Source organism: Paenibacillus sp. ICGEB2008, from assembly GCF_000307675.1.
Classification (GTDB): Bacteria; Bacillota; Bacilli; order Paenibacillales; family Paenibacillaceae; genus Paenibacillus; species Paenibacillus polymyxa.
The window spans coordinates 313,924-334,330 of the sequence record NZ_AMQU01000014.1 but is presented as its reverse complement, the minus strand read 5'-3'; the positions used below and the strand labels follow the sequence as shown (position 1 = coordinate 334,330).

Here is a 20,407-nt window from a genome sequence, read left to right as displayed (position 1 = left end):
TGGCGTAATGCTTAATGTGTTAACTTCGGCACCAAGGGTATCGAAACCCCTAACACCTAGCATTCATCGTTTACGGCGTGGACTACCAGGGTATCTAATCCTGTTTGCTCCCCACGCTTTCGCGCCTCAGCGTCAGTTACAGCCCAGAGAGTCGCCTTCGCCACTGGTGTTCCTCCACATCTCTACGCATTTCACCGCTACACGTGGAATTCCACTCTCCTCTTCTGTACTCAAGCTCCCCAGTTTCCAGTGCGACCCGAAGTTGAGCCTCGGGATTAAACACCAGACTTAAAGAGCCGCCTGCGCGCGCTTTACGCCCAATAATTCCGGACAACGCTTGCCCCCTACGTATTACCGCGGCTGCTGGCACGTAGTTAGCCAGGGCTTTCTTCTCAGGTACCGTCACCTCAAGAGCAGTTACTCTCTCAAGCGTTCTTCCCTGGCAACAGAGCTTTACGATCCGAAAACCTTCATCACTCACGCGGCGTTGCTCCGTCAGGCTTTCGCCCATTGCGGAAGATTCCCTACTGCTGCCTCCCGTAGGAGTCTGGGCCGTGTCTCAGTCCCAGTGTGGCCGATCACCCTCTCAGGTCGGCTACGCATCGTCGCCTTGGTAGGCCATTACCCCACCAACTAGCTAATGCGCCGCAGGCCCATCCACAAGTGACAGATCGCTCCGCCTTTCCTCCTTCTCCCATGCAGGAAAAAGATGTATCGGGTATTAGCTACCGTTTCCGGTAGTTATCCCTGTCTTGTGGGCAGGTTGCCTACGTGTTACTCACCCGTCCGCCGCTAGGTTAGTTAGAAGCAAGCTTCTAAACAACCCCGCTCGACTTGCATGTATTAGGCACGCCGCCAGCGTTCGTCCTGAGCCAGGATCAAACTCTCCATTAAAGACGTTACAAAGTAACGTCAACCTGTTTCATCTTCATCCACTCCAATGAGAAGAACCGAAGATGAAACAATATAGAAAGAGCGATTAGCTCATTTTGAAACTGACGAGATAAAATATCTCTTTTGGATTTTGTAAACAAAATCCGTACTCACTCGTTGTTCAGTTTTCAAAGATCAAACTTGCGTAACTCTTTACTTTAACTCACTTTATTTCTTCACCACATCTCAGCGGCGACTTAAATAATATATCATGTTTCTTTTATCTTTGCAACACTTTTTTTTAAGAGAATTTTTCAATTAATTCTAATTTGTTTTTATGTTGCTAATCATCTTGTAAAAGACAACTATAATAATATACCACATGACTATGCTAATTAGCAACATATTTTTTAGTGACATTATTCATGTGTAGGATTACTGCATTAAAAAAAAGAGACTATCATTCTCAACTAGCAGAATAACAGCCTCTTTAACATTTATTCCTTTCACCTTATGACTAACAAATCGGGACGGTACTAGTGTTTACCTCTTTCTTATATTTATCTGCGTCAGTCATTAATCCATGGATTTTGACGTGCACGAGCACTATAGGATGAGGAGCGAGATCTTCCTCCTGTCAATTTACGGGATTTATGCTTCTTAACAGTAGCATGTTCACTTGAAACCTTGGCTTTAGATGTTTCTTCCTTGGATGTACTGCTAGAGTTGTCTTTTGATTTGCCTTTAGACGCGCTATCATCTTTTTTTGAAGAAGCATCTTCATTTTGCGATGGAATAGTCAGATTGTTACCTACCTCTTGCGTTCCCGGAGAGGCTGACGCCGACTCGATCTTTCCTTCCCGGCATCCGCAGTCTGGCATAAACATATAGGGCGTTGTATATCCCTCTAATGGATACATAGGTGCATTTCCATGTGCGAACGGATGATATGGATGATTCGCGGCGTGTTGAGCCATTGGTTGGCTAAAGTCGGACACGTATCCACTTGCAGGCATACTATATTGTGGTCCTCCCCATGCGTTGCCCCACTGGCTACCCTGGACTGCACTCTCTGGTTGCTGCTGCGGACCCCCTTGGTGGATAAATGGAGGATAGACAGGATAGGATGTATTTTCAGACGCTTCATGACTCGGATAATATCCAGGGGTGCAGCAGCAATCTGAATAGGCAGGATAAGGTGTGGGATGAGCATGTATGGGTGCTGCTGTCTGCACAGGTCCCCAGCACCATGGATGCTCACAGTCATGATGATAGCCCTGATCTGCAACTACAGTAGGAGAGGCATGTTCTGCAAAGGAAGTATTTACAGGAGCATTCCCCCAATTCTGAGGAGACCCAATCCCCGGATACAACGAGTTCGGCATTGCATTTATTGGCGGACTGTAATCAAATGTCGGTTGCTGTAATGGCCATGAGGAATTTTCCATCGGCTTCGAGCTTGTGCAGCCACAAAACTTTTCAGTTACAGGTTGCTTTTCGATATTAATTGGAAGCTGCGGTTTAGGTGCAATCGGTTGAGTGACTATAGGTTGGGTGACTATAGGTTGCATTTGTTGAGGTGGGGCAGGTTGAGTAATTATGGGCTGCAATTGAGGTGGAGCAGGATTTACGGGCGCCATATTGACAGGTGCCATGTTCACGGGTGCCATATTGACGGGCGCCATAGGAGCTTCAGGCAGTTTTAATTCAGGAAGCTTAGGAGGATTCACTGTTTCTTTCGGCTGTGTCATTTCTTCTTTAGGGCTAGGCATATTCTCCGGTTTAGGCTGTGTTAATTCCGCCTTGGGCTGGGTAAGTTCTTCCTTGGTCGGGGATTCGGTTTTAGGCTGTGTCATCTCTTCTTTCACTGCGGTATTTTTTTTATTCATAGAAAGATCAGATGCGTTTTCTTTGTAGTGTGGAATATTAACTGTTTCTCCAACCAGAAGTGCGTTCGGGTTTTTAAGTTGGGAATTGGCATCAATAATTATCTTAAGCGGTACATTCCACGCCTTGGACAACTTCCATAACGTATCACCTTGCTTAACCTTGTGTTGATAAACCGTTGACGGCTGTGTTTCCATCGTAACAGGATCTGTCGGAATTTTGATTTTCTCACCGATGCTCAACTGATTAGGGTCTGCCAATTGGGGATTGGCGGCAATAACTTTCTCTAGTGTCACATTATACTTCTGTGCCAGTAAGTATAGAGTGTCACCTTTTTTGACGATGTGTATTTTCACAGGTCACAAACCTCCTAGACTTTCGTTCGGGCGGGATAAACGCCCGGCTTCTGTTATTACATCCTATGCACCTCCCGGGCGAATGACCCCCTACAAACAAAAAAATCCTCTCAACCGAATACTCTTACAAGCATTCAGTCAAAAGGATCTCGATTATTTTAGCCCTGCCACACTTTATAGCCATCCTGATCCACAATCTTCCGGAACTCAGCCAGAAGCTCCAAAGTCACTGGACCAGCAACACCGGAGCCAATCGTACGACCATCTACTTCATAAGCTGCAATCACTTCTGCCGCAGTTCCCGTAAAAAACACCTCGTCCGCGACATATACATCATGCAATGTAAAAGGTTGCTCCTTAAGCGAATATCCAAGCTTAGCACACAAATCGATGATAGCATTACGAGTAATCCCCTCAAGCGCTCCCAAATAACAAGGCGGTGTGTACAACACTCCATTTTTGACAATAAAAATGTTGTCAGCAGAACCTTCCGTCACATATCCTTGGGAATTGAGCATAATAGCCTCACCTACACCAGCATAGTTAGACTGGATCTTCACCAGGATATTGTTGAGGTAGTTCAATGATTTAATCTTTGGATTCAAAGCATCCGGGATGTTGCGACGCTGAGAGACAGAGATTGTCTTCAGGCCTGTCAAATAAGCTTCTTCCGGGTAAATGGCGAGCTGCTCGACGATAATGATGACACTCGCTTTTGCACAACGAAGGGGATCCAAACCTAGATTTCCAGCACCACGGGATACAACCAATCGAATATATCCATTACGCATTTCGTTAAGGCGAATCGTTTCAGCCATGGCTTCCAACATTTCATCAGGAGACAACGGAATGTTCAACTGAATAGATTTCGCAGAATCATACAGACGCTCTAAATGCTCCTTACATTTAAAAATATTTCCGTTATAAATACGAATACCCTCAAATATACCGTCTCCGTACAAGAAACCATGGTCATATACGGAAACCTTTGCGTTCTCCTTAGTTACATGCTGCCCATCCAGATAGATCCATTGTTCTGCCATTACAACCACACCTCCGATTAATGTTCCTTCAAAATAGGTTCGATCGCTGCTTCAACATACTTGTAGCTTGGATAAGAGCCAAGAATGCGTACATGGCACCCCAAAGCCTCGATCTCTGCAAAGGCTGCCGGAAGCAAAACGGAATGCAGAGATTCCAGAACTTCAATGTAAAAATAATAATTCCCCAATTGCTTTTTGGTCGGACGCGATTCAATACGAGACAGGTTTAACCTTCGCCATGCAAATGCAGATAAAACCTGATGCAGCGCTCCCGGGAAATCCTGTGGCGGCGTGACCAAAATACTGGTTCGCTGGCCTTCTGGCGTACGCGGGAACCTTACAGGTTCATGTCCAATCAAGACAAAGCGGGTAAAATTGTTATCGTGATCCGTCACCTTGCTGGCCAAAATGTCCAATCCGTGTTTGGCAGCCGCAAGCTTGGTTCCGAGAGCGGTCCAACCTTTACCTGGGTTATGTTTAACAATTTCGACGGCTTCTGCCGTACTTCCTGCACTCTCCAGCTCAGCTTGAGGAGCGAAAGCTTGTATGAATTCTTTACATTGGGGAAGCGCTACAGGATGGGACATAATTTTGACCACTTTGCTCAAATCCAGCTCGTCCTGATCCCCAAGAAATTCACTACGATGTCCAATAAGATTTTGAATCGAAGGATATACCCATTCCGCCTGCATTGGAATGTCTACCTCATGTACAAGCCAGTCCATATGCAAACTCACAGAGCCGTCAATCGTATTTTCAATAGGAATTACACTATAGTCTGCCTGTCCCTTGTCTATTGCCTGAAATACGTCTGCTATATGTTTGTAAAATAGAAGTTCACAGGGTGTATCTCCTAACAAATATTTAATCGCTTCATGAGAAACAGTCCCCTCAGGAAGAAGTGCAATTCGTTTCATATCGTAAGTTCCCCTTTAATCATATCCATAAAAGGGTGTGTATTCCCTTCCGTATATACTTTAACCCCTTCAACCTCTGGGCGCAATTTCAAAACAGACGCAGTGATCCCTTCTTTGTTCATTGTCTCCGTTAAATACTGTTCAAGCTCCGCTTTGCGATTTTCCCGTTGATCCATCAATGCCAGCAACGTCGGTCCAGCACCACTAAGGGCCACACCCAATGCACCATAATGGTGCGCATCCTGTAGGATCTCTGTCATACCCGGCACTAGTGCCGCGCGGTAAGGCTGATGAAGCTGATCCCGCATCGCTTCGGCGATTAGATCTGTTCGGCCCGATGCCAATGCCGCTACCAGCATTGAAGCATGACTTATATTATATACAGCATCCTTCAAGGATACGTGGGTAGGCAGGACCTCTCTGGCCTTCGACGTAGACAGTTGAAAATCTGGAATAACTACCATTACCTCTAGATTAGCATCCGGTTCAATCCGTAAGTGCTTGGCATGCTCGCCATCCCACATAGCAGTAATAATACCACCAAACAGAGAGGCTCCGACATTGTCCGGATGCTTTTCGATAGCGCTTGCCATGTCAAATAGCTTGGAATCCGACAGAGGCGAGCCAATCAGCGTATTAGCAGCCACCAGGGCACCTACAATGGCGGAAGCACTGCTGCCCAAACCACGGGTAAGCGGAATATCCGAGTACATCGAAATTTCCAGCTCAGGAACAGATACACCTGCTTCACGAAAAACCATTTGTGCTACCTTGTAAATCAAATTGGTTTTATCTTGGGGAACGCCATTCATTTGATCTCCGTACAGATGGAAAGCTGTCTGCTCGGCCTCTTTTAATTCAATCCATGCGTATAGAGACAACGCCATGCCCAATGTATCAAAGCCAGGTCCTAGGTTAGCCGTACTCGCAGGCACGCGCACTCTTGCTGTTTTCAAAACGGTCATACAAATGATTCCTCCTGCTTTTATTGACTATCCCTCTACCCGATATACACTCTTGATGCGGCGAATCACGTCCAAAGTTTCAAAATGCTCTAAAACCTTTTTCATACTTGCTTTGCTAGCTAAATGAGTCACGATAATAATTTCAGCATCGGGATTAGTCTCATTCGGTTGCTGCACGACAGATGCCAAACTGACATTGAATTCAGCAAATACCTGCGTAATCTGTGCCAATACCCCCGCTTTATCATCCACGTGCAAAAGCACGAAATTTTTGAAATACACGTCTTCGTCATTGCTAATTTTTTTAGGATTGTAGGGTACGATTGCTTTAAGCCCATTTACGCCGAGTTTGAGGTTTTTCACTACAGCTACCAGATCAGCCACAACTGATGTAGCTGTTGGCATTTCACCTGCACCTGCACCATAAAACATGGTTTCACCCACCGCTTCACCATGTACATAAACTGCGTTGAACACCCCGTTCACCGAAGCTAATGGATGCTGCTTGCGCACCATAGTTGGCTGAACATTAATCGTAAATTCATCACCTTGACGCTCTGCAATGCCAAGTAATTTCATTTCATATCCTAATCTTTTAGCAAAAGCAATATCTTCACTGGTTACCTTGGAAATGCCGCTCACGCTTACATCCTTGAGCTCTACATTGGAACGGAAACCAAGGGTGCCAAGTATCGCCATCTTTCGGGCCGCATCCAATCCTTCGACATCTGAGGTCGGATCAGATTCTGCGTATCCAAGCTCTTGGGCTTCCTTAAGAACCTCCTCATACGAGGCTCCTTCCTGGCTCATTTTAGTTAAAATATAGTTTGTTGTACCGTTCACGATTCCCATAATGCGGGTAATACGGTCAGAGGAGAAACCTTCAATGAGTGTACGAATAATCGGGATACCACCTGCTACGCTAGCCTCATAAAAAATATCACATTGTTTTTCCTGTGCCTTTGCCAGTACTTCAGAACCGTGCAATGCCATTAAGTCCTTGTTGGCCGTTACAATGTGCTTGCCTCTCTCTAACGCTTCGAGAATGTACTCCTTCGTCTGATCAATCCCACCCATGACTTCGATAATCACATCAATTTTAGGATCTCGAATGACTTCCCACGGGTCCTCCGTAAGCTTGGCGGTGTCTACTTCAATGGAACGATACTTTTCTATGTTTTTTACAGCTATTTTTTCAATGACGATCGGTGAACCGACTTGTCTGCTCAAGTCTTCCTGATTACCCTCAACGATTCGAACGACTCCCGTACCTACAGTCCCCAAGCCTAACAATCCTACTTTGACCGGTTTCATTCATTCCCCTCCTGGTAACTTTTATCTAACGAACTGTATCGCCTCAGCCTTGCCCAATCAGGCGGACCCGCTTGACTCCAGAAATGCTCTCCAAGCCCTCCAGCAGAACACCCAATTCATCACTAAGCCTGGACATTTCTACTGAGATGACTACGTTGGCTCTGCCTTGCAGTGGAATACTTTGCTGGATCGTCAGCACATTACCTCCGTAATCTGCCACTCTACCGAGCACCCTGGACAGCATACCGGATTGATGCTCTAGATCAATAGAGATATTGACAATTCGCTCGCGCTCCAACTGGTTAACCAAATGTATGCCATCTTTATATTTATAAAAGGCGCTTCGGCTTAGCCCAACTTGCTCCACAGCATCATGTACGGTTTTAACATCTCCCGAAGCCAGCAGCAGTTTTACCTGTATGGTCTTAACAATAGCTTCAGGCAAAATATCTTCCCGTACCAAGTAATAGCGCTCTTTCAAGAACGTCCTCTCCTCAAAGACTTATGTTTTTGTATAGAGGACATTATATCGAAACTCTTGAAAATCGGCAAGCTAACAATACAAAAAACGGCTACTGCCTTCTATAGAATTCCCTATAGTGCAGTAACCGTTCAGGTTTTAAAGCCTTATTTCATTTTTAGTAGTAGCTGCTACCTTCTACAAATTCGAACTCGAAATCAGCAATGCGTACAGATGTACCATCTGTGGCACCACGCTTGCGTAGCTCAGCATCCACACCCATATGACGCAACGTTCTTGCTAATTTTAAGATAGCATCATGTGAGTTCATCTGCATACGCTTCATCATGCGCTCAATTTTGGGGCTGTGCACCACGAATGTGTCGTTTTCACGTACGATCGTAAAGCCCTCGTCTTCGGCCGTATCCAACTTAAATACCTTACGTTCATTGACTTCTGCTACTTCCTCAACAACCGGCTCGTCCGGTATTTGATCCAACAGATCAGCAGCTCGATAGAGCAGTTCCTTTACCCCCTGACGTGTCAGAGAGGAAATAGGCATGATTTCAAGGTCAGGACGTATCGCAGCAATTTGTTCTTTGAAGTGAGCAAGATTTTCTTCAGCTTCCGGCATATCCATTTTATTGGCCGCCACAATTTGTGGACGCTCAGCCAGAGCTGCATTATATTGCTTTAATTCGTCGTTTATTTTGGTCCAGTCTTCAAACGGGTCACGTCCTTCAGAGCCCGCCATATCCACAACATGGATAATGATTCGCGTCCGCTCAATATGCCGCAGGAATTCATGACCCAGTCCAGTGCCTTCATGAGCTCCTTCGATCAAACCAGGCAAATCGGCCATCACAAAGTTCCGCTGATCCCCCACATCTACGACGCCCAGATTTGGGGTAATCGTTGTAAAGTGGTATGCGCCAATTTTAGGTTTTGCGGAAGTTACAACTGACAACAAGGTAGACTTTCCTACACTAGGAAATCCGACCAAGCCTACGTCAGCCATCACTTTTAACTCAAGTGTAATATAACGTTCTTGCCCCTCCGCACCGTTTTCAGCCAATTCAGGCGCTGGATTGCTCGGTGTAGCAAAACGAATATTACCGCGTCCTCCGCGTCCTCCTTTAGCTACAACGACCTGTTGGCCATGACGTGTCATATCTGCCAATACTTCACCAGTGTCATCATCCATGATAACTGTTCCCGGTGGTATACGGACGATCATGTGCTCTGCGTTGGCTCCGTGTTGGCTTTTGTTGCGACCTTTTACTCCACGCTGGGCTTTAAAATGCCGTTGGTATCGAAAATCCATCAAGGTGCGCAAACCCTCATCTACACGGAAAATCACATCCCCACCGTTCCCTCCGTCACCACCAGCTGGGCCACCATTAGGAACATATTTCTCACGGCGAAACGCAATTAATCCGTCTCCACCGTCACCGCCTTTAACAAAAATCTTCGCTTTATCTACAAACATGGTTACACCTTCCTTATGTCTGGCACTGCATTCGAATTTGAAGCATATCACCCGTAGGGAGCTTTTCTGTTCGAAGGCGTTCACTTCCAAGTACGGATCTGACCTGCTTTAGTATATTTAAGTCGGCAGGCATATCACTTCCTTCAAAACGGACGATAACATCATTCTGATCCATACCGAAATAAAGTGTCAATCTGCGCACTTCTCCCCAGGACGACCGGCCCCCGCCATATTGATACGCACGCACCGTTTGTATGACGGCCGAGGCAAGCGACTCGCCGTCTTCGGGAGACATGACAGCGTCTAACTTTAACTCTTCCTCAACCTTTACCGACAATTGTAAATTTCCGGCGTTCACGCGAAAAGACTGCAAATAAAACACCAGCGAGGGAATACCCAGCTTAGATATTTTACTGTCTTCCGACACCCGCCCTTTTATTGTTTCCACATAAGCAGCTGATTTATCATGCTTATTCATACGAATATAGCCATAAAGCACCTGTAAATCATTCATCCAGTCATGCCGATGATGGTTAAGCGTCGCTATCGCTGTACGCTCAAAAGAACGCAAAGCAGCTTTCCGCTCAAGTTCAACCTGTCTATGGGTATACCACATACCAAAACAAGCAGCAGCTACAGCCCACACAGCTAGTATGATAATCGTTAATGCTTTGGGATAGAGCAGTGAAAAAACCAAAGGAATCAGAATGGAACCCAACGCCAGATAAGGCGCTCTTATCCGCTGGAACATGGCTTCTCTCCGTTCTGCGATAATTAAATGGACTAGTCAACAACCTTAATCCAGTATAGCACAGACTAACTTTCCAGTTCATTACCATCATGCAAAAAAGCCTCCGACAAAAGTGCCGGAGGCTTTTCAGCGTGTCTAAGCCGCTATTAAGCTTCTACAGTAGCTGCTACTGGAGCAACGTCGATCGGGTAGATGCTCACCTTTTTGCGATCACGGCCCCAACGTTCGAACTTCACAACGCCGTCCACTTTCGCGAACAGAGTGTCGTCCTTACCGATGCCCACGTTCGTGCCCGGGTGAATTTTCGTTCCGCGTTGACGAACCAAGATGCTACCGCCGGTAACTGCTTGACCGTCAGCACGTTTCACTCCAAGACGTTTCGATCTGCTGTCACGTCCGTTTTTTGTGGAACCTACACCTTTTTTCGATGCGAATAACTGAAGATCCAATGTCAATTTCAACATGATGTCTACCTCCTTCTTTGTTTATTTTCTATTTGAATATACTTACCGTATGATTCAGCAATGCTTGTCAGCATAATCACCATGGATTCCAACAACAGTTGAACCTGTGCGTTCGCATCATGATAACTTTCAGGAGATAGATACGCGCTTAAAAAGCCGTTTTCCATTTCCGTTTCCATTTCAACGTCCGTAAGAGCTACAATCGAATTGACAGTTCCTACGGTTACCGCCGAAACACCAGCACATACGATATCTTCGCCAGATTTAGCAAAATTCGCATGGCCTTTAACAGAAAACCCCTGTATGCTGCCATCCTCCAGTCGTATAATACGCACGATAATCAATTATCGCACCCTCTTACGCTTGGATTTTTTCAATCGTCACTTTCGTGTACGGTTGACGATGACCTTGCTTCACATGGTAGTTCTTTTTAGGTTTGTATTTGTATACGATGACCTTTTGACCTTGACCATGCTTCTCAACTTTAGCCGTTACAGAAGCTCCAGAAAGAAGCGGTGTACCTGCTGTCAAGCCATTGTCGCCGGACACTGCCAGAACACGATCGAACGTTACAGTTTCACCATCATTAGCTTCCAACTTCTCGATGAACAATACGTCGCCCTCTTGAACTTTGTATTGCTTACCACCTGTTTCGATAATTGCGTACATTTGCTTGCACCTCCTTATGTCTCAGACTCGCCTAATAGCAGGTGGCAGTTTCTTTAAGATACTGCACTTCAGTACCTGATTGGAGCGGTTACAGCATGTGCAGCCAATCTTACGCATCACACATACTAAATGATTGTAGCACAAGCTTCGTACACATTCAACCTTTAGTTTTGAAATAATTTTGATTACGCACGTTCTATACGAGAGTCTTTTCTTCACGCACTTTTTTGCGGGTCATTTCCAGTAAACCTAACCGCGTCCAACCGACAACATAGGATTTAGTCCGGTCCTTTTTTAATCTTGCCTCCAGCACAGAGGATACTTCCCTACGATTCTCCTCTTGTTCCATATCAATAAAATCAATGATGATAATACCACCAATATCACGGACACGTACCAGGCGGGCAATTTCTTCTGCTGCTTCAATGTTAGTCTGGGTCACCGTCTCTTCCAGATTACTGCCGCCCGTAAACTTCCCTGTATTCACATCAACGACGGTCAATGCCTCCGTATGATCAATGACAATGTATCCGCCACCCTGAAGCCATACCTTTCGCGCAAAATCGCGTTCCAGCTGCTCATGAATGCCATAAGCTTTGAAAATAGTTTCTTCTGCACTGCGAAATATACTTACATGAGCTTTCGCAGAACCGATCTGTTGCAGCATTATTTCTGCATCCTTTGCTTGCTCCTCACTGTCAATGACCAGTTCATCCTGCTCAGGTGTAAACACATCGCGAATTAAACGCTGAACGATACTCAGATCCCGGTGCAATTCACACGGTGCAGAGTGTTCGCCCGCTTTACGCTGAATAGCCGCCCATTGCTTGCGTAGTTGATTCAGATCATTTTCAATCGCCTCTATACTCATTTCCTCTGAAACAGTACGAATGATGACCCCTTCCTCACCCGTGCGCAGTTGCTCTCCCATTGCTTTCAAACGGGCACGTTCTCCCTCACGCTCAATCTTCTTGGATACGGCCACATAATCAGCACGGGGCATGTAAACAATCCAGCGGCCGGGAAGTGAAAAATGAGTGGTCACCCTGGCTCCTTTGCTACCAACTGCCTCTTTTAATACCTGTACTACGATTTCCTGCCCCACCTTTAACAGTTCAGAAATGGACGGCTTTACCTCTGGCTGCTTGTCCAAATGGGCATGAAGTACGTCATCCACATACAAAAAGGCATTCTTGCGCTGTCCAATGTCAACAAAAGCGGCTTGCATTCCCGGTAGCACATTGACCACCCTAGCTTTGAAAAAAGAACCTAGAATTCCCCGTTTTCGCGGTAGTTCAGCCGCATATTCAACCAACCGTCCCTCTTCCAACAGTGCCATTTGGGTCATCTGCTGTTGGCATTGTACAATCATTTGCTTCATGGTTTTTCAACCTCTCTGAATACAGCCTCTTCCTCAATTCATAAAACATTATTTGGGCTTGGATTCTCCACCATTTGGCGGGCGTGCCGCAAAATAAGAGCGTATAAGTCGTTGCTCCGGCAATACAGCTACAATCCGTCCCTGTTCATTCATAACGTAAACCATATGATATCGGTCTCTTCTGAAAAGACGCAAAACAGGCTCCAAATGTTTCACTGGCAGGGATACAATAGGTAAAGCAATGCTTCCTTTAGCCGCTTCGCGGTAAAAAAGCTCGTCCCTCCCCAGCAAAAAACGTATAAAACGGTAAGGGATATTCCGATAATCCACAATATTAGAATAAAGCAAAAAAATCCCTACCGCCAGCAGATTTAAATGTAAAGGCTCATCTTGTCTTAATAACGGCGAAATACCATACAGGCAAAACAGCAGACTGGTTACGATACTGGCTCTAAAAGTCCATACTAATGTGCGATGATAAGAAAAGAATAAGCTAATCAGTGACTGTAATATTTTCCCACCATCGAGCGGTAAAATGGGCAACAAATTAAACAATGCAATAACAGCATTTCCCTGAATTATATAATTTACATAATCATGCTCCAACCCACTCACATGCCTAAGCCACAAAAGAATGATGATCATGATTCCGTTTTGCAGGGGGCCCGCTAGAGCAATGACAATTTCCTTCCACGCATTGAGCTTCCCTTGATCCTCAATGACAGCTACTCCTCCAAAGGGTAACATCTGTATGGAAAGCAACCGCGCCCCCAACAACGAAGCAGCTGTCGCATGACCTAGTTCATGTATAAACACCAGTGTAAATAAAGTCATGATCTCGATAAAATGTCCAGTTAATACAGAGGTCAGCATAACTAGTACAAACAGTGGATGCAGTGATAGGGTCACCCCTCGGACATTAATCAAGGGCTACCACTTCCGACGGGTCAATGTATTGATCCCCTCTTTGAATTGCCAAAAATAAAGTTGCCACCTCGCTACCGCTGTGACTTGCTGGCAATACACCGATCTCTTCACCCTCCTGAACCCAATCGTTCACTTTTAAGGTAGAGCGTGAAAGCCTTCCGTAAGTTGCTGTGATGCCCCCAGTGTGACGAACTGTAACCGAAATCCCGCTTTTGGGATGGTTTAATACGTCTAATACACGTCCTGCATCTATACTTTTAACAGCGATTGCCCCGTTATCGGTAACATTCGGCGTAATTTCTACCCCTTTAAGGCTCAGTACAAACGGCTGTGTTATATTGCCTTCAATCGGTGGAGAGCCCTTTCGACTAGCGTCTACCTGGTTCGTTTCATGCTCCTCGCCAAAAATCGGTAAAAAGGAAGGAGCTCCGTCAAAATAAGTTTTATACCATTGTCCGGCGGCTACAAAATCCATGTCCTTATTCAAGGCATCCGCGACAAACATTCTCAAATTTACTGCATAGGGAATATCCCAGCGAAATAAGCCCCATACCACTCCAAATAACACTGTTGCTATGACAGTTCTGCGCCAAAAGGAACTCCAAAAAGACGGACCACGATTTGCCCCAAAAGATTGCTGCCAACGTTGTCGATCATTTTTCCACTCGGTTTCTGGGTCTCTGGGCGAGTTGGCACTGACTACAGGCATCGATTTCATTTCTCTGTACCCGTACCTGTTCTGATCTATGCCTGAGGAATACGCCTCCGCTTTGTTTCCCTCGATTAGCTGCTGTATACGTTCTTTTCTGCGTTGCTTGATTCCGGAATTTTTGTCCATCTTATTCAGCCCCCTCAGCGAGGTAAGTTTATTACATCTTATGAGGACGGGCTTCAACTTATGTTGTCCGGGTGGGAATTACATACCCTAAAAAATCAAAAAAACCGGCGCTAGCGCACCGGATATGTTTTGTATTTATAACATTTATGTAATGACCTAAATTTACGAACCATTATCATAGAAATTAAAAAAGCAAACCAAAAACACTTAAATAAGTTGCCACTTATTTAAGTGTCTAGTATTACAAATGAACGCTACTGTAACACTTACCTTAGAAATCTTCCTGTTTTCCTTATCCACCCATACCAAAAAATTTCTTAAAGCGTGTCATCACGCTCTTCTTCTGGTCCAGCTGCATAAGAGGCACAGTATCGCCCAAGATTCGTCTCGCAATGTTCCGATAGGCAATCGCTGCCTGTGCATCCGGATTCATAACAGTAGGCTCTCCTGTATTAGCTGCTTTAATTACCATTTCATCATCCGGTACAATCCCAATAAGGTCTATGCTAAGCACTTGTAGAATCCCATCAATATCTAACATATCTCCGGATTTAACCATACTATTGCGAATGCGGTTAACCACTAATTTAGGTGATATCACATGTGAACTTTCCAGTAAACCAATGACCCGATCTGCATCGCGTACAGCAGCATTTTCTGGAGTAGTTACAACAATGGCCTGATCCGCACCGGCAATGGCATTTTTAAAGCCTTGCTCAATACCCGCAGGGCAGTCAATCAATATATATTCAAAATCCTTCTTAAGCTCTAAAATAATATCCTTGACCTGCTCCGGCGTAACAGCACTCTTGTCCTTGGTTTGAGCAGCTGGCAGCATATACAACTCCTCAAAACGCTTGTCCTTAACCAGTGCCTGATTCAGACGGCAACGACCTTCCGCTACATCAACAAGGTCATAAATAATCCGGTTTTCCAGACCCATCACAACGTCTAGATTACGCAAACCGATATCCGTATCCACCAAACACACCTTTTTGCCGAGCAGTGCAAGCGCTGTTCCTATATTGGCTGACGTCGTCGTTTTGCCGACGCCGCCTTTTCCTGAAGTGACGACGATAGCCTCTCCCATGTGCTACACCCCTTTGAACACGTTAAAATCGCGGCCCAGACGCACAATATTGCTCATTTTGTCTATTTGCATAGCGCCATCCTTGAGATACGCAAATTCCATGCCGGATTCACGCGTCTCCCATTCATCTGGTGGACGGCTGATCATTTCGGAAATTCGCAGCTGTGTTGGTGCAAAATAGGAGGCCGCGATAATCGCTTCACTATTTCCCTCCATCCCTGCATGCGCCATGCCCCGCAGAGCGCCAAGGACATAAATATCACCGGTACAAGTTATAATTCCACCCGGGTTAACATCTCCCAAAAAGAGTAAGTTTCCATCGTGATGAAGCACTTGTCCTGAGCGGATAATCCCTGTCACCGTGTGAATGGGGGGCTTGCCCTGCACTACCGCAGGCAATCCGGGTGATTCTACAGACCTGATGAGCAGATTACCCTTCTGCTTTAAAATCTCCAGAATACTTTCCTTCTGCTCCTCCGTTACTTCCCGACTTCCCAGCTTAATATCCACATGAATGATCGGGCCTGTTAAAATATTTTGATGACTGTGCTCCAGCTTAAAACGCAGCTCACCCAGCAAATCCTCAAATTCGCATTGATCGTCCAGCAGGAATACCAGGCCATCTTTGATGCCTTTAATCGTGACATGATTCGATTTCACCGCCATTAGCCTGTCCCTCCTATCTCAATCATTTCGTCCCCGGGACGTCAAATCCCTGCTAACCCGGACAAAATGTGTGTAAAAAGACCTAGACAGTCTCTTCCTTTTTCACACGGGTACCCAAACGCTGTAATTGCTTGCGAACAGGGACATAAATGATGAGGGCGAACAGAAAATGGATAAATAAATCAGGAATCATATACTGGGCAAGTGCCCAATTGAAAGTCTGATGATTCAGCTGGAACAGCTGATCAATGGCAAAGAGCATAGAATCCAGCAAGAAACTACCAATCAACACGGCCGCCATCATAATGGGCATCGGTGCACGTCTAGCTGTAAACACAAGCCCTAATAAGTATGCAGACAATCCCATTGCAAAAGAATAAGGGCCAATGATAAACCCGTAGTACACTACGTCATGAATAAGTCCAAAAACAATACCTAGCACCAACGCTGTATGACGGCTGTAATACACAGATACAAACAAAATTACGACATACACAAAATTTGGGACCATTCTTGAATGCCAACTATCCGGGAGAAGCCAAGGAAGAATCGTTCCTTCAGCTATAAACAGGACAAACAGCAGCAGTATCAAAACCTGACCGCGCATCTTCATTATTCCGGTACCTCAGGAGTGTAGAGGACGAGCAGTTCTTTCCAATCCACAAAGCTGGCTGCCGGTTTAATAATCGCTGTCCGTGTTTTACCGAACTCTCCAACCTGAATTTTCTCCACCGTTCCAATCATTAGGTTTTTGCGGAACTTCCCGCCTGCACCAGACGTAATAATCTGATCACCCTTTGCGATTGGATCTTTTTCTTCAATGCGAGTCATTTGAAATCTGTTCGTACCCGGATCATAGCTTTCAATCATACCAAACGATTGATTTTCCTTACCCAAGACTGTCGCTGCAATAGCATAAGAATTCGGATTTTTAGGGTCCAATGTAGTCAACAGCGTAACGGTAGACGTAAAATTCCCCGTGCGGCTAATGACTCCAACAAATCCTTCAAGTGAACTGACTTCCTGACCAACCTTGGCTCCATCCTTCTCACCAATATCAATCACGAGCGTTTTGGAATCATTGCTAACACTGTTCACTTGAGCAACACGATAATCATAATTATTTTTCGCCTTTTGCGTTTGGGTGAACTTCAGTTCATTCTGCAATCTGGCATTTGTCTCAACATAATTATGAGTCTGAATCTGGTCACGAGTCAGCTTAGCCACGGCTATTTTTAACCGCTCATTTTCTTCGTAAATACTACGCATATTGCCAATATCTTCAAAGAAGCCCGCTATTGCTGAAGCGGGCCTGTAAAAGATACCTTGCACAAAGCCAATTGAATCTCTGGCGAACTTCTCGGGCCAGGTTAAGGAATTTCTCTGTCCAAGTGTAATCCCCATAAGGGCAATAAACAGAACGATTCCGATCAATAGAACAAATAGTCTTTTATTGCCAAACAGCTTAAACAGTTCCTACACCCCCGATTCAACGTTTGGAACGGACGGCAGAACTGCTGCGCGATTTGAACAAATGGATATTTTCCAGTGCTCTACCCGTACCGATTGCCACACAATCCAGAGGATTTTCCGCTACGATCACCGGCATTCCGGTCTCACCTGCCAACAGCTTATCCAGGTTGCGCAGTAGTGCTCCACCACCAGTCAGTACAATTCCTCTATCCATGATGTCCGCCGCCAGCTCGGGAGGGCATTTTTCCAATGTTACTTTGACTGCGTCCACGATCGCATTCACGGTGTCTGACAATGCTTCGCTAATTTCATCGGAGGTAATCGTAATTGTCTTCGGCAAGCCTGTAACCAGATCGCGTCCGCGGATTTCCGATGTTTCCACTTGCTCTAATGGCATTGCTGAACCAACTTCCATTTTCAACTGCTCAGAAGTCCGTTCACCAATCATCAGATTGTATTGACGTTTCACGTATTGAATAATAGACTCGTCCATTTCATCGCCAGCCACTCGTACAGAACGACTTGTTACGATCCCTCCCAAGGAAATGACCGCAACTTCGGTTGTACCTCCACCGATATCGACAACCATACTGCCCGTAGGCTCCCATACCGGCAGATCAGCGCCAATTGCCGCTGCAAACGGCTCTTCAATCGTGTACGCCTCTCTTGCGCCTGCTTGCTTGGTCGCATCTTCAACAGCACGCTGTTCCACTGCAGTAATACCCGAAGGCACGCAAACCATCACGTTCGGATGGCGCGGAAACAATGAACGTTGTGCTTGCGCCTGACGGATGAAATATTTAATCATCGTTGCAGTCGTATCAAAATCGGCAATGACTCCATCCTTCATTGGACGAATTGCACGGATATTTCCCGGTGTGCGACCGATCATTTTTTTCGCAGATTCCCCAACAGCCTCAATGGTTTTTGTATCTGTACGCAATGCGACTACAGATGGTTCACGAACCACGATTCCCTTACCTCTTACGTATACAAGCGTGTTTGCCGTCCCCAAGTCAATTCCCAAATCTTTTGTAAAGCCACCCAGCATGATGTTAATCTCCTTTTCTCTTCCCTGAAATCTGTTATCCCTGTATAAACGGTTTATTCAGGCCGGTTTATCCGGTCGTGTTTAAATGTTTGATTTAAATATTATATTATATCAGACCTTGTTCCTTCAAACTTACAAAGGTCCCGTCCCCGATCACAATATGATCAAGCACGTCGATACCCACGATGTTGCCCGCTTCCATCAAGCGGCGGGTCAACTGGATATCTTCCGGGCTTGGCTTCGGATCACCGCTCGGATGGTTATGAGCGCAAATAATCGAAGCACTGCTGCACTTGATTGCAGCCCGGAATACTTCACGAGGATGCACGATGGCGGAATTCAGGCTGCCCATAGATAGCGTTTCCTGAGCAATGACATGGTTTTTGGTATTTAGAAACAGGCAAACAAAATGCTCTTTCTGCAAATAACGAAGCTGCTCGAACAGCAGATCTGCCACATCCCGCGGGCAACTAATCACCGGGGTCTCCAAGTGGCGTGACAATGCCAATCGACGCCCGAGTTCGATACCCGCTTTTAGCTGTATCGCTTTAGCATTTCCAATACCCTTAATCTGGGTCAACTCGCTCAGACTCATATCCACCAGTTGACGCAGATTCCCTGCCTGCTGCAAAATACGCTGCGCTAAATGCACAGATGATTCTCTTTGTGTTCCTGTACGCAGTAGTATTGCTAGCAACTCCGCGTTGCTCAAGGCATCCGCCCCATATGTCATCATGCGCTCTCTTGGTCGTTCTTCATGGGGGAGGTCGCGAAGCATCAGTATTGGCGACTCCAGCATATGTTTATCCCCTTTTATGGACGCAGCACATTTACTCCAAAATCGGACAGCATGTCCGACAGCAAAGAAAGCGGCAATCCTACGACGTTAAAATAACAACCCTGAATAGATTCCACCAACGTAGCACCCATGCCTTGAATGCCATACGATCCTGCTTTGTCAGACGGTTCACCAGTATTTACGTATGCCACAATTTGTTCTTGGCTCAAAGGCTTCATTGTGACCTCCGTTTGGCGATGTCTAACAAGCATCTTGCCGGTTCCGGTATGTATGCAGGCTACCCCGGTGTACACACGGTGTGTTCTTCCCTGCAATGCAGTCAACATGCGAACTGCGTCCGCATGGTCGGCAGGCTTGCCCAATACCGAATCCTCCAGCACGACAATCGTATCACTGCCAATCACCAATCCAGCTTCCTGGGACTGTGCGGCAGTGCGCACGACCGCTTCGGCTTTGCGGGCCGCAAGGGTCTCCACGATTTGCTGAGGCGTCCAGCTCTCAGGCGTGCTTTCATCCGCATGACTCGGCACCACCTCAAAGGGGAGTCTCAAATATGCGAGTAATTCCTTCCTTCTTGGTGAAGTCGATGCCAGAATAATGCGGGGCGTAATTTTCCCGTCCATAAGGGAAGCTCCTTTTCATCAGTTAGAGCCTGCGATACAGCCAGAATGCGGCGATGATGCCGATCAGACTAAGCAGGCTCAATTCAAAATTTATCGTTATGTTGTAGTTGATAATATCCAGATCCGCTCTCGGCGACCAGGATATCGTAGTGGGGTGGGTCAGAAAGGAAAGGACTTTGACCGATTGAAGGGCCTTAGCAATCCAGGCACCCAAAAGCCAACCGAGCAACAAAAACAGTATAAGCATTCCTACATTTTTTTTCATCCTGATCTTCCCTCGCCATTTTTTGACACCTTCATTATTATACGGTGATTTGTACTGCAATACAAACAGAAATCCGGCATGGGGAACTATTTCCAGTTCCTTGCCG

Annotated in this window: 22 protein-coding genes, 1 rRNA gene and 1 other annotated feature; all 23 genes read right to left on the bottom strand. The window is 45.9% G+C overall.

Annotated features, from left to right (window positions below):
• Positions 1-894, bottom strand: a 16S ribosomal RNA gene (locus tag C400_RS27895); the annotation flags it as partial.
• 548 nt (positions 895-1,442) lie between these two features.
• On the bottom strand, positions 1,443-3,116 hold the full coding sequence (locus tag C400_RS0114670) for a LysM peptidoglycan-binding domain-containing protein (RefSeq protein WP_017427429.1): 1,674 nt from the start codon (positions 3,114-3,116) through the stop codon (positions 1,443-1,445).
• 158 nt (positions 3,117-3,274) lie between these two features.
• Positions 3,275-4,159 (bottom strand): branched-chain-amino-acid transaminase, encoded by an 885-nt coding sequence (gene ilvE / locus C400_RS0114665; RefSeq protein WP_017427428.1) that lies wholly within the window; start codon positions 4,157-4,159, stop codon positions 3,275-3,277.
• A gap of 17 nt (positions 4,160-4,176) precedes the next feature.
• A complete protein-coding gene (pheA, locus tag C400_RS0114660; RefSeq protein ID WP_016818437.1) occupies positions 4,177-5,076 on the bottom strand; it encodes a prephenate dehydratase in 900 nt (299 codons plus the stop codon).
• Complete coding sequence (gene thrB / locus C400_RS0114655; protein WP_017427427.1) at positions 5,073-6,041, bottom strand: homoserine kinase; 969 nt, start codon at positions 6,039-6,041, stop codon at positions 5,073-5,075. The genes pheA and thrB overlap by 4 nt, the downstream gene beginning before the upstream one ends.
• Before the next feature lie 27 nt (positions 6,042-6,068).
• Complete coding sequence (locus C400_RS0114650; RefSeq protein ID WP_017427426.1) at positions 6,069-7,355, bottom strand: homoserine dehydrogenase; 1,287 nt, start codon at positions 7,353-7,355, stop codon at positions 6,069-6,071.
• 43 nt (positions 7,356-7,398) lie between these two features.
• The gene (locus C400_RS0114645) at positions 7,399-7,836 is read right to left on the bottom strand and encodes an ACT domain-containing protein (RefSeq protein WP_013372659.1); all 438 of its coding nucleotides are present in this window, start codon (positions 7,834-7,836) and stop codon (positions 7,399-7,401) included.
• Positions 7,837-7,993: 157 nt separating this feature from the next.
• Positions 7,994-9,304: a GTPase ObgE gene (gene obgE / locus C400_RS0114640; RefSeq protein ID WP_017427425.1), complete on the bottom strand. Its 1,311-nt coding sequence runs from the start codon at positions 9,302-9,304 to the stop codon at positions 7,994-7,996.
• A 13-nt stretch (positions 9,305-9,317) separates the two neighbouring features.
• On the bottom strand, positions 9,318-10,055 hold the full coding sequence (locus C400_RS0114635) for a Spo0B domain-containing protein (RefSeq protein ID WP_017427424.1): 738 nt from the start codon (positions 10,053-10,055) through the stop codon (positions 9,318-9,320).
• A gap of 146 nt (positions 10,056-10,201) precedes the next feature.
• On the bottom strand, positions 10,202-10,519 hold the full coding sequence (rpmA, locus tag C400_RS0114630; RefSeq protein WP_013311590.1) for a 50S ribosomal protein L27: 318 nt from the start codon (positions 10,517-10,519) through the stop codon (positions 10,202-10,204).
• A 5-nt stretch (positions 10,520-10,524) separates the two neighbouring features.
• A complete protein-coding gene (locus tag C400_RS0114625; protein ID WP_016818432.1) occupies positions 10,525-10,863 on the bottom strand; it encodes a ribosomal-processing cysteine protease Prp in 339 nt (112 codons plus the stop codon).
• Positions 10,864-10,876: 13 nt separating this feature from the next.
• Positions 10,877-11,188, bottom strand: a complete 312-nt coding sequence (rplU, locus tag C400_RS0114620; protein WP_013311592.1) for a 50S ribosomal protein L21 — start codon at positions 11,186-11,188, stop codon at positions 10,877-10,879.
• Positions 11,189-11,201: 13 nt separating this feature from the next.
• Positions 11,202-11,288: a sequence feature (ribosomal protein L21 leader region), on the bottom strand.
• 96 nt (positions 11,289-11,384) lie between these two features.
• Positions 11,385-12,569: an Rne/Rng family ribonuclease gene (locus C400_RS0114615; RefSeq protein WP_017427423.1), complete on the bottom strand. Its 1,185-nt coding sequence runs from the start codon at positions 12,567-12,569 to the stop codon at positions 11,385-11,387.
• A gap of 48 nt (positions 12,570-12,617) precedes the next feature.
• Positions 12,618-13,496 carry a M50 family metallopeptidase gene (locus C400_RS0114610; RefSeq protein ID WP_016818430.1) on the bottom strand — a complete coding sequence of 293 codons (879 nt, stop codon included), beginning with the start codon at positions 13,494-13,496 and terminating at the stop codon, positions 12,618-12,620.
• Entirely contained in the window at positions 13,489-14,334 is an 846-nt protein-coding gene (locus tag C400_RS0114605; RefSeq protein WP_016818429.1) for a peptidoglycan DD-metalloendopeptidase family protein, read from the bottom strand. The genes C400_RS0114610 and C400_RS0114605 overlap by 8 nt, the downstream gene beginning before the upstream one ends.
• A 292-nt stretch (positions 14,335-14,626) precedes the next feature.
• Entirely contained in the window at positions 14,627-15,424 is a 798-nt protein-coding gene (minD, locus tag C400_RS0114600; RefSeq protein ID WP_013372668.1) for a septum site-determining protein MinD, read from the bottom strand.
• Positions 15,425-15,427: 3 nt separating this feature from the next.
• Positions 15,428-16,090, bottom strand: a complete 663-nt coding sequence (gene minC, locus C400_RS0114595) for a septum site-determining protein MinC (RefSeq protein ID WP_017427422.1) — start codon at positions 16,088-16,090, stop codon at positions 15,428-15,430.
• Positions 16,091-16,172: 82 nt separating this feature from the next.
• Entirely contained in the window at positions 16,173-16,703 is a 531-nt protein-coding gene (gene mreD / locus C400_RS0114590; protein ID WP_013372670.1) for a rod shape-determining protein MreD, read from the bottom strand.
• Complete coding sequence (mreC, locus tag C400_RS0114585) at positions 16,703-17,524, bottom strand: rod shape-determining protein MreC (RefSeq protein WP_017427421.1); 822 nt, start codon at positions 17,522-17,524, stop codon at positions 16,703-16,705. The genes mreD and mreC overlap by 1 nt, the downstream gene beginning before the upstream one ends.
• Before the next feature lie 55 nt (positions 17,525-17,579).
• Positions 17,580-18,614 (bottom strand): rod shape-determining protein, encoded by a 1,035-nt coding sequence (locus C400_RS0114580; protein ID WP_013311600.1) that lies wholly within the window; start codon positions 18,612-18,614, stop codon positions 17,580-17,582.
• A gap of 106 nt (positions 18,615-18,720) precedes the next feature.
• Positions 18,721-19,413, bottom strand: coding sequence for a RadC family protein (gene radC, locus C400_RS0114575; RefSeq protein WP_017427420.1), 693 nt, complete (start codon positions 19,411-19,413; stop codon positions 18,721-18,723).
• A gap of 14 nt (positions 19,414-19,427) precedes the next feature.
• Positions 19,428-20,036, bottom strand: a complete 609-nt coding sequence (locus C400_RS0114570) for a Maf family protein (RefSeq protein ID WP_016818425.1) — start codon at positions 20,034-20,036, stop codon at positions 19,428-19,430.
• Between the two features lie 22 nt (positions 20,037-20,058).
• Positions 20,059-20,301, bottom strand: a complete 243-nt coding sequence (locus C400_RS0114565) for a DUF4321 domain-containing protein (RefSeq protein WP_016818424.1) — start codon at positions 20,299-20,301, stop codon at positions 20,059-20,061.
• Positions 20,302-20,407: the final 106 nt, after the last annotated feature.